This window comes from Novosphingopyxis sp. YJ-S2-01 (assembly GCF_016093175.1).
In the GTDB taxonomy this organism is placed as follows: domain Bacteria; phylum Pseudomonadota; class Alphaproteobacteria; order Sphingomonadales; family Sphingomonadaceae; genus Novosphingopyxis; species Novosphingopyxis iocasae.
In genome coordinates, this window is the sequence record NZ_JAEDAI010000001.1 from 2,127,075 (window position 1) to 2,141,163 (window position 14,089).

General features: G+C 62.7%; 12 protein-coding genes. 7 read left to right on the forward strand and 5 right to left on the reverse strand.

Annotated elements, in window-relative coordinates; translation table 11 throughout:
- Positions 1 to 6: 6 nt before the first annotated feature.
- The 5 genes from trpD (at position 7) to lexA (ending at position 4,191) form a co-directional block, all read left to right on the forward strand.
- Positions 7 to 996, forward strand: coding sequence for an anthranilate phosphoribosyltransferase (gene trpD / locus I6A82_RS10350; protein WP_198094808.1), 990 nt, complete (start codon positions 7 to 9; stop codon positions 994 to 996).
- 8 nt (positions 997 to 1,004) lie between these two features.
- Positions 1,005 to 1,793, forward strand: coding sequence for an indole-3-glycerol phosphate synthase TrpC (gene trpC, locus I6A82_RS10355; RefSeq protein WP_198094809.1), 789 nt, complete (start codon positions 1,005 to 1,007; stop codon positions 1,791 to 1,793).
- Positions 1,786 to 2,256, forward strand: coding sequence for a cyclic pyranopterin monophosphate synthase MoaC (gene moaC, locus I6A82_RS10360; protein ID WP_198094810.1), 471 nt, complete (start codon positions 1,786 to 1,788; stop codon positions 2,254 to 2,256). The genes trpC and moaC overlap by 8 nt, the downstream gene beginning before the upstream one ends.
- A complete protein-coding gene (locus I6A82_RS10365) occupies positions 2,256 to 3,434 on the forward strand; it encodes a molybdopterin molybdotransferase MoeA (RefSeq protein WP_198094811.1) in 1,179 nt (392 codons plus the stop codon). Before moaC ends, I6A82_RS10365 begins: the two co-directional genes overlap by 1 nt.
- A gap of 70 nt (positions 3,435 to 3,504) precedes the next feature.
- Complete coding sequence (gene lexA, locus I6A82_RS10370; protein WP_187336240.1) at positions 3,505 to 4,191, forward strand: transcriptional repressor LexA; 687 nt, start codon at positions 3,505 to 3,507, stop codon at positions 4,189 to 4,191.
- Between the two features lie 22 nt (positions 4,192 to 4,213).
- Here the strand turns inward: lexA and I6A82_RS10375 are convergent, their stop codons facing one another.
- Positions 4,214 to 6,328, reverse strand: a complete 2,115-nt coding sequence (locus I6A82_RS10375) for a ComEC/Rec2 family competence protein (RefSeq protein ID WP_232343405.1) — start codon at positions 6,326 to 6,328, stop codon at positions 4,214 to 4,216.
- A gap of 299 nt (positions 6,329 to 6,627) precedes the next feature.
- Between I6A82_RS10375 and I6A82_RS10380 the strand changes: the two genes are divergently transcribed.
- Entirely contained in the window at positions 6,628 to 7,914 is a 1,287-nt protein-coding gene (locus I6A82_RS10380) for a citrate synthase (protein WP_198094813.1), read from the forward strand.
- Between the two features lie 23 nt (positions 7,915 to 7,937).
- On the opposite strand, the gene I6A82_RS10385 is transcribed toward I6A82_RS10380, so the two are convergent.
- The 4 genes from I6A82_RS10385 to I6A82_RS10400 form a co-directional block, all read right to left on the reverse strand.
- Complete coding sequence (locus I6A82_RS10385) at positions 7,938 to 9,275, reverse strand: sensor histidine kinase (RefSeq protein WP_198094814.1); 1,338 nt, start codon at positions 9,273 to 9,275, stop codon at positions 7,938 to 7,940.
- Positions 9,268 to 10,191 (reverse strand): hypothetical protein, encoded by a 924-nt coding sequence (locus I6A82_RS10390; protein WP_198094815.1) that lies wholly within the window; start codon positions 10,189 to 10,191, stop codon positions 9,268 to 9,270. The genes I6A82_RS10385 and I6A82_RS10390 overlap by 8 nt, the downstream gene beginning before the upstream one ends.
- Before the next feature lie 47 nt (positions 10,192 to 10,238).
- Positions 10,239 to 11,384 (reverse strand): hypothetical protein, encoded by a 1,146-nt coding sequence (locus I6A82_RS10395; protein ID WP_198094816.1) that lies wholly within the window; start codon positions 11,382 to 11,384, stop codon positions 10,239 to 10,241.
- A gap of 76 nt (positions 11,385 to 11,460) precedes the next feature.
- The gene (locus I6A82_RS10400; RefSeq protein ID WP_187336246.1) at positions 11,461 to 11,751 is read right to left on the reverse strand and encodes an Hpt domain-containing protein; all 291 of its coding nucleotides are present in this window, start codon (positions 11,749 to 11,751) and stop codon (positions 11,461 to 11,463) included.
- A 54-nt stretch (positions 11,752 to 11,805) separates the two neighbouring features.
- Between I6A82_RS10400 and I6A82_RS10405 the strand changes: the two genes are divergently transcribed.
- Positions 11,806 to 14,082, forward strand: a complete 2,277-nt coding sequence (locus I6A82_RS10405) for a hypothetical protein (RefSeq protein WP_198094817.1) — start codon at positions 11,806 to 11,808, stop codon at positions 14,080 to 14,082.
- The last annotated feature ends 7 nt before the right edge of the window (positions 14,083 to 14,089 follow it).

Genomic DNA, 14,089 nt, shown 5'->3' on the forward strand with positions numbered 1-14,089 from the left:
GATCCGATGACATCTCTCCCCGATCCCGCACGTCCGCTTTCGCAGGACGAGGCCTCCGCCGCCTTCGCCTCCATCCTCGATGGGAAGCATGGCGAAGCCGCGATCACCGATTTCCTGATCGGTATGGCCGTGCGCGGCGAAACCGCGGACGAGATTGCCGGAGCGGCCCGTGAAATGCGCACCCGCATGACGCCGGTCGCCGCGCCGCTTGGCGCGATCGACGTCTGCGGCACCGGCGGAGACGGGGCGAATAGCGTCAACATCTCCACCGCCGTCGCGATCGTCGTTGCCGCTTGCGGTGTTCCGGTCGCCAAGCATGGCAGCCGCGCTGCAACCAGCCGTACAGGGGCTGCCGACACGCTTGAGGAAATCGGTGTGAACCTATCGATCACGCCCGAAGAAGCACAGCAATCGCTGGAAGAACTCGGCCTCGCTTTCTTCTTTGCGCCGACGCATCATCCGGCGCTGGCAGCGCTCGCCCCCATACGCAAACGGATCGGCCGGCGTACGATCTTCAATATGCTGGGTCCGCTCGCCAATCCGGCCCGCATCCGCAACCATCTGATCGGTGTAGCGCGGCCCGATCTGGCGGCGACCTATGCTGATGCGGCATCGCGCCTCGGCTATGAACATGCAATGATCGTTTCGGGCGATGAGGGGCTGGACGAACTCTCCATTTCCGGCAGCAGCACGATCTTCCATGTCCGCGGCGACACGGTGACAAAGGCAGCCGTTCATCCTGAAGACGCCGGCCTTCCCACGCACAAGCTGGAGGCGCTGAAGGGTGGAGATGCCCATGAGAACGCTTCGGCCCTGCGCCGACTACTCCAGGGCAATCGCGGCGCATATCGCGATGCAGTGCTGCTCAACAGCGCCGCGGCACTGATGGTCGCCGGCGAGGTCGAAAACTGGAAGGACGGCGTGGAAGAAGCGGCGGAAGCGATCGACAAGGGCCTTGCCAATGCGCTGCTCGACTGCTGGATCGCACGGCAATGAGGAATTCGATGAGCGATAAACTGGCCGAGATCATAGCGCATAAGCGCAAGGAAGTGGCCGCGCGCAAGACGGTGCGGATTGCCCGCGAACTGGCTTTGATCGCGCGTGAAACTCCGCAGCCGCGTGGCTTTGCACGCGCGCTCGATGCCGCTACCGAAAACGGGTTCGCCCTGATTGCGGAAGTGAAGAAGGCCTCCCCTTCGAAGGGCGTCATTCGTGAGGACTTTCATCCGCGCGGCGCGGCCGAAGCCTATGCACAGGCGGGCGCCGCCTGCCTCTCCGTGCTGACAGACGAGCGCTTCTTCCAGGGGCATGACGATTATCTGCGCATCGCACGAGACGCCGCATCGCTTCCGGCGCTGCGCAAGGATTTTACGATCGATCCCTGGCAAGTTGCTGAAGCCCGCGCGATCGGCGCGGATGCGGTGCTGCTGATCATGGCGGCCGTCGATGACGACATGGCCCGGCGGATCGAGGACGAAGCTCTCGACTTCGGGCTCGATCTGATCATCGAAGTTCATGACGAGGCCGAGCTCGAACGCGCGCTGGAGCTGAAGTCACCGCTGATCGGCATCAACAACCGTAACCTAAAAACATTCGAAACCGATCTCGCCACCAGCGAGAGGCTCGCCGCGCAAGTACCGGAAGGGCGCGTGGTGATCGCTGAAAGCGGTATCAATACGCATGCCGATCTGGAACGGCTCAGCCGCAGCGGGATCCTTCGGTTCCTGGTTGGCGAATCGCTGATGCGGCATGATGATATCGCGGCCGCCACCCATGCGCTGCTTCATGGCTGAGCTGACCCATCTCGATGCTGCGGGAAGGGCGCGCATGGTCGACGTGTCCGACAAGGACGTGACCGTGCGGCAGGCAACCGCGGAAGGGCGGATCGTGATGAGCGCTGAGGCGCTGGCGGCCATCCGCAATGGCGCCGCGCCCAAGGGTGACGTGCTCGCGGCAGCGCGGATCGCGGGCATCATGGCGGCAAAGAAGACGGCTGAGATCATCCCGCTCTGCCATCCACTGCAGCTTAGCGGCTGCACCGTCGATTTCGCCTTGGAAGACGATGCCGTTCGGGCAAGCGCCACCGTCAAGATCGGCGGACAGACGGGCGTCGAGATGGAAGCGCTGACCGCGGTCAGTGCGGCGCTTCTCACGATCTACGACATGGTGAAGGCGATCGACAAGGGCATGAATATCGAGGGAGTGCGCCTGCTCGCCAAGTCGGGGGGCCGGTCGGGCGACTGGCACGCCGCCTGATGCTGACGGTGGAAGAGGCCCAGCGGCGTGTTCTGTCACTTGGGAAACCACTGGGTGAGGAGAAACTGGCGGTTGCGGCCGCGGCGGGGCGTTATCTCGCAGCGCCGGTCGCTGCACGGCGCGATCAGCCCCCTGCCGACAACAGTGCGATGGACGGCTATGCCATTCGCTTTGCCGATCTGTCCGGGCCGCTGGATATCATCGGAGAATCGCGGGCCGGATCACCGTTCGACGGCACTATCGGTGCCTCCCAAGCCGTCGCCATCTCCACCGGCGCTCTTATTCCGGCAGGTGCGGATACCGTGCTCGTGCGAGAGGATACCGAGCGCGATGGCGACAAGCTTCATCTGACGGGCGAGGGCCCCGGCGAACAGGGCCGTCACATCCGGCGCACCGGCGGAGATTTCAGGTCAGCTGAAACCCTTCTGAAAGCGGGCGATCTGTTGACCCCCGGCGCACTGGCTCTGGCGATCAGCGCAGGCATAGGCTCGGTGATCGTGGGAAAACGTCCTTCACTCGTCATTCTCTCGACCGGCGATGAACTGGCCGAGCCCGGCAGCGATGCGGCGGCAGAACAGATTTACAACAGCAATGGCCCGATGCTGTCCGCGATGGTCGATAGGCTATGCGCCGATATTCGGATGATCCACGCCGTTGCCGACAGCGAAGAGGCGGTCCGCGCCGCTATCCGGGGAGCAGAAGATGCAGACGTGCTCGTCACCGTCGGCGGCGCATCGGTGGGGGAGCATGACCATGTCAAACCCGCGTTGATCGCCGAAGGGGCCGACATCGAATTCTGGAAAGTGGCGATGAAGCCGGGCAAACCGCTTTTGGCGGGCCGGAAAAAACGGCAGGTCGTGCTTGGCCTTCCAGGAAATCCCGGCTCGGCTTTCGTTACTGCAACGCTGTTTCTGCTCCCGCTGCTGCGTCATCTGGGCGGGGCGGCAAGTCCCCTGCCCCGCACCGGCAGCGCACGTCTCCTCGGCGCGATCGCAGACGGGGGAACACGGACCGAATTTCTGCGCGCCCGTCTCACCCGGGATGGTATCATGCCACTCGCGAAGCAATCGAGTGGCCTGATCAGCTCGCTTGCCATCGCTGACGCTCTGATCGAATGGCCGGTAGGTGCGAAGGCAAAGCCGGTCGGCGAAATCGTGGATTACATTGCGATAGGATAATGAATTGCTTGACGGGCGCCAGTTGGTTTCCTAAACGTTCCGCATATGTTCGGAAATGGGAGATTGATCGATGCTCACCGCCAAGCAGCATGAGCTGCTGACCTTCATCCATCAGCGTCTCGAAGAGGGCGGGATTTCACCCTCCTTTGAGGAAATGAAGGAAGCCCTCGATCTCAAGAGTAAGTCGGGCGTGCATCGCCTCATCAGCGCCTTGGAAGAGCGCGGATTTATCCGCCGCCTGCCGAACCGCGCGCGCGCGCTCGAGGTGCTGAAAATTCCGGAGCGCGGTAATGCAGCGCCGGTGCAGCTGAGCGGTGCCTCGCCTTTGGCCAAATCGAGCCGCCCTGCTGGCGCGATTCCGGTGGCGGCCAACGATGTCGTCGAGATTCCGCTTCACGGCCGCATTGCAGCGGGTGTGCCGATCGAGGCGATGGAAGGGCAAAGCTCGCTCTCCGTACCCCTCGCACTGCTCGGCACTGGCGAACATTATGCGCTTGAAGTCTCGGGCGATTCCATGGTCGAGGCGGGCATTTTCGATGGCGATTATGCGCTGATCCAACGCACGCAGACTGCGCGCGACGGCGATATCGTAGTCGCGCTGGTGCGAGGTGAGGACGCGACGCTCAAATATCTGCAGCATGATGGCGGTCGCATCCGGCTGGATCCCGCCAACAGCAGCTACGAACCGCAATATTATCGTGATGACGAGGTCGAGATTCAGGGCAAGCTGGCGGGGCTTCTGCGGCGCTACCACTGATCAACACGTTTTGGGACGTGGCTCAATTTCTGATCGACGGTGCGGCCGGCAGATTTGCCGGCCGTATTCGTGCCGAGGTTCCGCTTTTGAGCGTGCTCCACGGCAGATGAGCGGTCCGCTCGGCCACCGTTTGGATAGCCGGGCGGGATAGATCGATCGACAATCCGCCCGTCTTCGCCAAGCTCGTGCGATCTATCTTCAGAAACGACGGCCGGCAATTATAGGGCAATCGCCGATCGCTGATCATGATATCGACGCGCCTGCAAAAGGCGGCCAATTCCATCGAAGGCACCAAGTAACCGCTGCGGGTCGCCCCGACCGTCCACAAACGTCCTCTCCGCCGCAGCTGCACGACGCAGATGTCTTCCGAACAGCGCGCATTCCTAGCGTCCACGACGGCAGAAGCCTCCCGGTCCGATCCGGCATTTTCTCTGAGCAGCCCGCGCACATATTCCCCCGCGCTTCCGCGCAGCAGCGCGATGCCGCCCTGTCCATCCGAGAATGCCACATGTCGTCCGTCCCCGGTAATCAAAAGATCGGGCATCGGCGTCGTGAGGGCCATTACAGCTCCCACAGCAATTGGGAAAATCCCGAATATCCTGAGCTGGGTTTTCAACAGAAAGAGGATCAAGCCACCGGCGATCATGAGCCCGAACGCTGACGGTGCCATCGACGGCAATGTCGCGACCGATCCAGGCTGGTTCGCCGTGACATGAGCAATGCCGAGCAGCAGTTGGAGCGCCCGTTCACATAAGTACCAGACCGGGGCGCCCAATCCGGCGATATCCAGAAACAGGGCCAACGCTTCCAGCGGCATCACCACGAAGGTGGTGAGCGGGATCGCCAGAACATTGGCAAATGGCCCGTAGAGCCCCGCTTTGTGAAAATGATACATCGCGATCGGCATCAAGACGATTTCGACAACAAGTCCCGTTACGAACAATGCGGCCACGAACCGTACGGCGCGCGACAAGCGCCCGCGATCGCCGCGGGCCACGAAGCGCTTCATCACCAGCCATTCGTGCAGCGCAACAATGGCGGTCACCGCTGCAAAACTCAGCTGGAAGCTTGGACCCGTCAGCGATTCCGGCCAAAGGCACAGCACGAGAAGCGCGCCCGCCGCAACCATGCGCAGGCTGATCGGCTGTCGGCCCAGGGCCATAGCGATCAGGACGAGCAAAGTGGCCACGCAGGCGCGGATCGTGGGCACTTCCGCCCCGGTCAGCAGCGTATAGCCGATCGCTGCCACTGCAGCCGCGCCTGCCGCGACGAGCGGCACCGGAATCCGAAGCGCAAGCGGCGCAATGAGGGCCAGCAAACGGCTCACGATCAGATAGATTGCGCCGACCACGGCGGTCACGTGCAAGCCGCTGATCGAAAGCAGGTGCGCCATTCCGCTCCGTCGCATCGCCTCCGCATCGGTTTCATCGATGGCGCCCCGGTCGCCCGTGGCGAGCGTTGCGCCGAGGGCGCCCGCCCCGCCCGCCATCTGCCGACGCACATGGCGCGCCAGCGCGGAGCGCCACTGCGCAAGCACCCCCTGCTTTGCGCCGCCCTTCAGAATGTCGATGTCGCTGATGACGCTGCCAGTGGCGCCCAGACCATCGAACCAGGCGCGCTCTGCGAAGTCGTAAGCGCCGGGAATGGCAGGGCCGGCTGGCGGCATCAGGCGCGCTTTCGCCCGGACGATCGCCCCCTCCCGCACCCCCTCATTTTCAAGCGTCGCCGGCGCGTTCAGCCTGATCTGGGACGGCAATCCGGTTGGTTGGGTAGGTCGGATCGTCCAGCGCACGATTTGCCGCGCCGGCAATTGTTCTGCCTCGATCACCTCTCCCATGATCGGTCCGAAAAAAGGTTTGGCCAACGGCTCCGGATCTGCCGTTCGGGCCTGCCAGGCGATATCGGCCGCGCCGAGGCTCAGGCACAAGCCGATGATGGCCATTGCGGCGCCGATCCGGCTGTCGAGACCGAAGCCGTATCCCCATAGAAAAAGTGCAGCGCCCGCCAGCAGCATCGGTGCCAGCACGGCGTCTCCAAAGGCAAACCACGCCACAATGCCCGCGCCGAAAGCGACCACTACCCATAGCGGCAGCTGCTCGCGCTCCGCTTCGAGCAGCCTTTCGACGCGCGCTCGCAACGCGCGCGGCCATGAAGGCAATCCGAATGGCCGCCGGTTTTCATGCTGTCTGACTGCGTCCCCCATCGCCCGGTCATGCTATCACGAAGCATCAACGGCGCGCAGCGCTAATTCCCGGCGGAATTGTGCGGCGCATCACTCTTGACCTGATGCCCCGCAAGCTTCATTTCCCTTGGCAAGCGAAACGCCTTTCAGGCGCGCGGTATGGCCGATCGAATGACACCAATGCGCCTCTGCTGCGTTCGCACATTCATGAAGGGACCTTTTGGCCCCAAATCATATCATTAACGGAGAACCGCATGACCGACGATGTCGCCAAACTGGACCTGAAAGGCGAAACGCAGGAGTTCCCCGTGCTTCATGGCACCGAAGGACCCAGCGTTTTCGACATCCGTTCGCTGTACGGCAAGACGGACATGTTTACGTTCGATCCCGGTTTCAAATCGACTGCAAGCTGTGAATCCGGACTGACCTTCATCGATGGCGAGGAGGGCGTCCTCCTCCACCGCGGTTATCCGATCGGCCAGTTGGCTGAGCATTCCAACTTCATGGAAGTCTGTTACCTTCTGTTGAACGGCGAACTTCCGCAGAGCGACGAGCTGGACAAGTTCTCCTGGACGATCACGCGCCACACCATGCTGCATGAGCAGCTGCGCCAGCTTTTCAGCGGCTTCCGACGCGACGCGCACCCGATGGCGGTGATGTGCGGTGTCGTCGGTGCCCTCAGCGCATTCTATCATGACAGCACGGACATCCACGATCCGCAGCATCGGATGATCTCCAGTCATCGCCTGATCGCCAAGATGCCGACGATCGCAGCTTGGGCGTACAAATATTCGATCGGTCAGCCCTTCGTCTATCCCGACAACAGCCTGTCCTACACCGGCAACTTCCTGCGCATGACGTTCGGCGTTCCAGCCGAGCCCTATGAGGTCGATCCGGTGATCGAGCGCGCCATGGACCGTATCTTCATCCTGCATGCGGACCATGAGCAGAACGCTTCGACTTCCACGGTGCGGCTGGCCGGTTCTTCAGGCGCCAATCCGTTTGCCTGCATCGCGGCGGGAATCGCTTGTCTGTGGGGTCCGGCGCATGGCGGCGCGAACGAGGCAGCGCTTAACATGCTGCATGAGATCGGTACGCCGGATCGCATCCCGGAATTCATCGAGCGCGCGAAGGACAAGAACGACCCCTTCCGCCTGATGGGCTTCGGCCATCGCGTCTACAAGAATTACGATCCACGCGCGACGGTGATGCAGAAGACCGTGCGCGAGGTTTTCCACGCCATGAATGTCAGCGATCCGGTGTTCGAGACTGCGTTGCAGCTTGAGGAAATGGCGCTGAACGACGATTATTTCAAAGAGAAGAAGCTGTTCCCGAACGTCGATTTCTATTCGGGCATCATCCTCTCGGCGATCGGATTCCCGACCAGCATGTTTACCGCGCTCTTCGCCCTGGCCCGTACGGTCGGCTGGGTGGCGCAGTGGAACGAGATGATCTCCGATCCCGGCCAGACTATCGGTCGTCCGCGCCAGCTGTATACCGGCCCGGCACAGCGCAACTATGTGATGATGGGAGAGCGCTGAGGCGCTTTCCCCCTGCCCCCGGTTCAGGCCGGGGGCAAATTCAGCACGAAGCGGGCGCCTTCCTCCGCTTCGATTGCCTTCAGATCCCCGCCCATGGCACGTGCTAGGCGGCGCGAGATGTAAAGCCCGAGGCCACTGCCTCCATCACCTGAGCGCCCGAGACGCTCAAACTTCTCGAACACCTTTGTGCGCTGTTCGTCGGTCAGGCCGCTGCCTTGATCGGCAACCGCGATGCAAGGGATGCCGCTTTCTGAAGTCTCGGTTTCTACCGTCACTCGCGTGCCGTCGGGCGCATAGCGCACGGCGTTGCCGATAAGATTAACGAGGATTTGCAGCACGCGGCGATATTCGCCCGTGGCTTGCAAACTGTCGGACTCTGCCGGCGCATGGATGGTGATATTATGATCGGCGGCGCGAACGGAGAGCAATCCGGCAGCGCGCCGGGCGAGTTCACTGCAGTCGATGCGTTCGCACTCCAGCGTGAACTGCGCGTTTTCCACCGCCTCAAGATCGCCAAAGTCGCCAACCAGCCCTTTGAGATGGCTGGCAGCTGACGCGATATCACGCGCATAGCCCGCATAGTTGGCGCGAATCGGGCCTTCGATCTGCGCATGAATGGTCTCGGCATTGGCGACGATGCGGTCGAGCGGACGTTGCAGCTTTGGACCGACCAGCTGCGCCGGAAAAGGGGCCAGCGATGGCCGTTCTTCGTCTTGGGCTTCCGCGGCAAGCAATTCCAGCGTGCAGACATAGCCTGCAAATTCACCATTTGCGGCAAGCATCGGATGGCCTGATAGCTGCACCGTGCGATCAGCAATCTTCGCCCGCTGCCCGCGAAACGCCTGCCGCTCGGCCACCGCCGCAAGCATCGGCATCCGGCTTGCTTGATCGGGAAGCAGAGTAAGCCAATCGGTCAACGCGCTACCGATTTCGGGCGAAGGCAGCTCTTCTACAGCTCCTAAATCGCAGGAGATTAGATTGAGACCGGAATCGAGCTGGAAGCCGACTTCATGGTTCGCAGGCGATAGTGCGAAGCGCGGCGCGGCGTCCGGTCTTTGATCACGTGCTGCTTCGGACCAGGAAAGGATGCAGAAGTCCACACTCCCGCCATCTCCCGGCGCGGTTTCGACGAGAAAGCGATAATCATTGTCCGCATCGCTCGCCTCGATCCGCCGGGCGAGCTTCATGCCCAGACGCGTGGCTTCACGGCACAGCGCGAGGAGACCGGGCAAGGCGATCGTTCCACCGTCGTCCCCGCCGGCGCGCAACTGCAAGCGGCGCAGCGGAAGATCCGCCGACAGCAGCTCGCCGTCCGGGCCGCAGGTACCGCAAATCGGTTCGTGCAGCGCGAGACTACGCATGCGCCTGCTCCGGCGCAGAATTGCGTGCAAAAAGCACGCGGCGAGCCGCCTGCCGATCAATCTCAGCATAAGAGCGCAGCGCGCGCGCGTTATCGGGGTCGCCCAATTGGTCGATCAGCGCTCCCGCCTCGTCCAGCCCGAAGCCGGCAGCGCGAAGCAAGAGCATGAGCCGGACGCCGCCTTCGCCCAGAATGCGGACCACGTCATACCAGCCAGCATCCAGTTCTGTGGCGAGCCATCCTGCAAAAAGGTCCATTCCAGCCTTCTCGGGCTGTCGCAATTCGGACGTGTTTCCGGCTGAAGCGAGTTGGCCGGCCAAGCGCACGGCAAGATACGGCAAGCCATCGGCCTCATTGTAGCCCGCGATCAGATCCGCGGCGTTTGATGGCTTGGCACTGCCCGACTCCAGTGTCAGGGCGGCGTCGACTTGCTTGACCAGCTGTCGGAAAAGTGGCGCGGGAAGATCGCGGTAACCGGACAATCGTTCCGGTGCCGGACGGCTGCGCGCCGAGAGCAGATCGAGTGCGCTCCGGCCGAGCATCCCGTCATCTTCCGCCGCAAGGCCCGCCAACCAGATATTCGACCGCTGCGCCGCACCGCCGCCAACACGCTGTACAAGCCGCAGCCAGCTTGCATGGGCGAGGAGAAAAGCGAGCAACGCGCTATCCTGCGGCAGTCCGCTGCGTTCGATTACCGGCCAAGCGATATTTCGCTCCTGACCAATCAATTCGGCCTCAATCCGGCCGACCAGCGTGAACAGGATGGCACGCGCCGAGGCAATAGTCGCTTCGTCGAGCACAATTTGTGAACGGGGAAACAGGCGCGCGCCAAGGTCCGCGAGCAAGGCCGGCTGCTCGCGATCGATGCGCTCCGCTTCCTGAAGCGGCGTAATTGATGGCACTCGATCGTTCGCCAAATTCGTATCGCCCTTATGGTACCGGCTCCGGACCTAGGGACTTTGCGTTAATTTCGCTTTAAGGCTGTTCGCCGCGCACGAAAACTTGCCCAGCGCTCTGCCGTTAGCGTCGCCAGGCAGGCGAGCACGGTATAATCGATCGCCATCGGTCCAAGTGCCAGACTGAGCACCAGCAGGATCAGAGCCGTAACAGGCAGGTTCGGCACGATCGCGCGCCATCGATCATCGAGATCGGCAGTCGCGCAGACCGCGGCAGACAGCAGCAGCGCCGCGCACGGTATCCATCCGATATCCCCACGTCGCGACAGCAGAAGTAGCGATGCCCCCACCAGCGCAAAGGTGAAACCGCTGCGCCATTCAGCGGCTTCGCCCGGATGCCAATCCGGATCGATCCGCCGTAGCGCCCGCTCCAGGACCAGCGCAGCAAGCGCTGCAGCGCCTACGCCCGCGACCGCACCGAGATATCCCGCGATGGTGCCCAGAAGGCCGACGGCGACCGGCAACCATCCCAGTGGCTTACGCCACCGTATCTGTTTCCTGACGAAGCCGAGAAGGCCCGACGCGATCGGGTGGGTAACGAAGCGGTCCAGCCAATGCGGCGCTTCATTCCGGCTAAGCGCCATGCGCTCGGTGCGCCGGGCGATCTCTTCCGAATCGACGCGGACAGGCGCTGGCAGCTTGTCGTCGGTATCCACATCAATCCGCCGCGCGCCATCCTGAGCGAGCTGGCGCAACAGGGTCGAAACGATATCCCAGCCATCCGGCAGATCGGCACCGGCGGAGACTCCGCGTCGACCGCACACTGCGGCACCTGCCCAGAAATGGTCCCGATCAATCCGCTCCCAGCCACGCCCTTCGGTCACCAACACTGCCTTGTCGTACTGCAGAAGTTCCCCGAACGCCTCCGGCGCGATCCATGCGTCGCCAGCGACGAGGACGAGGCGCGCTTCCGCCGGGAGGACGGCATCGAGTTCGCCTAGCGACCGATGAAAGGATGCGCCCAAGCCCTTCGCCTTGATCCGGTCCACCAACCGGGCGGCCTCCGTAGCCGGCACGTCTCCGGTCAACAGGAACCGGCGCACACCGCTGCGTTCCAGCCCGAATATCAGATGATCGATCAATGAGCGCCCGAACATCGTAGCGCGCGCGTTCGCCTGATCCGCGACGAGCGACAGGATTGCGAATTTTTCCAATATCGGCCTCCGACCGCGGCTCTAGATGCCGCGCGGCTGCCTTGCAATGTGCGAGCGGCCCGAACGGGGCACCGTATCAGCTTTCGATGGTATCACGAAGCTCGCGCAGCACCACGGGATCGCCAGGCGCTCCCTCGGCTGCTTCCTCGGCAAGCCGCTGCACCTCGCTGGCACCGAAACTCGCAGCGATGCCCTTCAGTCTGAGCGCAGCGTAAATCCAGTTGGCATCACAGCGCGCGCGGGACATCAGGTCGATCTGCCGCCGCGTACTCTCCTCGAAAGCGCGGCGCAGCTCCCCCATCAGATCCGGGTCGTTGCCGGCTGCCTGCGACAGCGCGGCATCCAATGCTCCATTGTCATAGGACATAGGAACGATCCTAGACGTGGGAGGGTTAACTTTGCGTTTCGATGGCGAGAGACTATGATCGCCCCCGGTTTATGGGTGGGGCAAAAGCACATGCAAGTCGGCGAGCGTGACGAGTATTTCGCGGATCAGGAGGCGGAAGCTGCCCCGGCAACCGATTCGCAGCCGGCCCATCCAGAAGAGCAGTGGGGGGACGAACCGGAGGGTGAGCGCCCGACACCGATTGTACCGATCCTGCTGATCGTCCTCTCAGTTGCGTGGACCGGATTTTTCCTGTTCGCCCATTGGCCCGAGCTAACCAACCTGCCCGCCCCGGCCCGTGTCGGTGAGCTGATCACGGGCTGGACAGTGCCGCTGCTGCTGATCGGCCTGATCTGGCTTCTCGTGCTGCGCACCAGCCATCGTGAGGCAAAGCGATTCGTAGATGTATCCACGGCGATGCATCGCTCGGGCAATGCACTTCAAAACCGGGTTCAGGCGATCAACAATGAAATCAGCCTTGCGCGCGAGTTCCTTGCCGAACAAGCGCGCGAGCTCGACATGCTGGGCCGCACCCGGGCACGCGATATTCGCGAGGCGGCGGAGACGCTGCAATCGGCCTTTGGGGAAAGCGTTCGTCAGGCAGAAGCGCTCGACGCGGTCAGCAACAACGCCAATGGGAATCTGGAGCGCCTGCGCAATCATCTGCCCGTCGTCACCAGCACCGCCAAGGATGTCACGAACCAAATCGCGGCAGCCGGATCCGCCGCCCATCAGCAGGTGGAAGAATTGCTCCGGCGGTCTGCCGAGGTGGAGGAAGCAAGCGCGCGGCTTGGTGAGGCGATCGATATGCTGGCGCAGCGCTCCGAAGAGGCGCATGAGGCGATCGGCGAGCATGGCACGTCGAGCGAGCAGCGAATCGAATCTTTCCTGCGAACCGCGGAAGACGCCGGCAGCAATCTGAAAGCGGCCATGCAATCGGCCATCGCAGATCTGCTCGCGAGCCTGGACGACAGCGCGGACCGGCAGCGGCGGCTCGCTATCGAGACAGCAGACAGCCTGCGCACACAGCTTGGGAAACTGGACGATGCGATCGTCGATGTCGGTCAACGCGGCGGCGAGCAAGGCGATCGGATTTCACGGCTCGCAATGGAAATCGACGAAAGCGCGGAGAAAGCACGCGCTCGGATCGCAGAGCTGGACAAGACCGGCAGCGATGCCACGGCGCGGATCGCTTTTGCGATCTCGGCGGCGCTGGAAAATAGCGATGCGCTGAGCAATCGCATCATGCAGAATGACGGCGCGCTGAGCGGCCTCGGCGACCATATGGAGCGGCTGAAAACGCTTCTGGATGGCGTCGTGCGGCAGAGCGAAAATGCGCTGCACCCGAGTGTCGAGCGGCTTAATCTGCGCATAGAAGAAACCCGGCAAAGCGCGCAGGACCTCTCGGGAACCGTAGACGGTATCGATGGCACGAGCCGCGAGCTTGCAGAGCGGACCGCGGCATTTGGTTCGCTTCTGACCGAGCACCGGAAGGAAATCGAACAGCTTCTTGCAGACAGCGGCGCAGCCTTTGCCGAGCGGCGCGCAGACGGGAAAGCTCTGGAACGCGCGCTGATGGAGGCGCGCGGCGCTCTGCAACGTTTGGCCGAGGATGTTGAAACGCGGCTTTCCCAATCGGTCGAGCAGGTTCGCGATCGCTCGATCGAAGCGGCGGACCATGCGCGCGGCGCGCTTGATGGTGTTGTTGAGCAGTCCGCCGAAACCCTACGTCTGCGGACCGGCGAAACGCTGTCTGCGGCGGTAGAAGAGGAAATGGCGGACGGCGCGGCGCAGTGGGACGCGTTGGTCCGCGCCGCTCTGGAGCGATCGGACGAGACGACCCAGCTTTTACAGACGCGACTGGCCAAGCTGGAACAGATGACATCGAACTTGGAGGTGCGGCTGGAGCGGGCGCATGAGCAGTTCGACGGTATCGATGACGATGCCTTTGCACGGCGCATGCTGCTGCTGACCGAATCGCTTAATTCGACCTCCATCGATGTGGCCAAATTGCTTTCGAATGAAGTGACGGACACGGCCTGGGCGGCTTATCTCAAGGGCGATCGCGGCGTGTTCACCCGGCGCGCGGTGCGCCTGCTGGACGCCGGCGAAGTGCGCGTAGTCGCCCAGCATTATGAGGAAGATGCCGAATTCCGCAGCCAGGTGAACCGCTATATCCACGATTTCGAGAGCATCATGCGCAGCCTCATGAGCACGCGCGACGGCAGCGCCATCAGCGTGACGCTGCTAAGCTCCGATGTCGGCAAGCTTTATGTGGCGCTGGCGCAGGCGATTGAACGGCTGCGTACCTGAAGCCCTA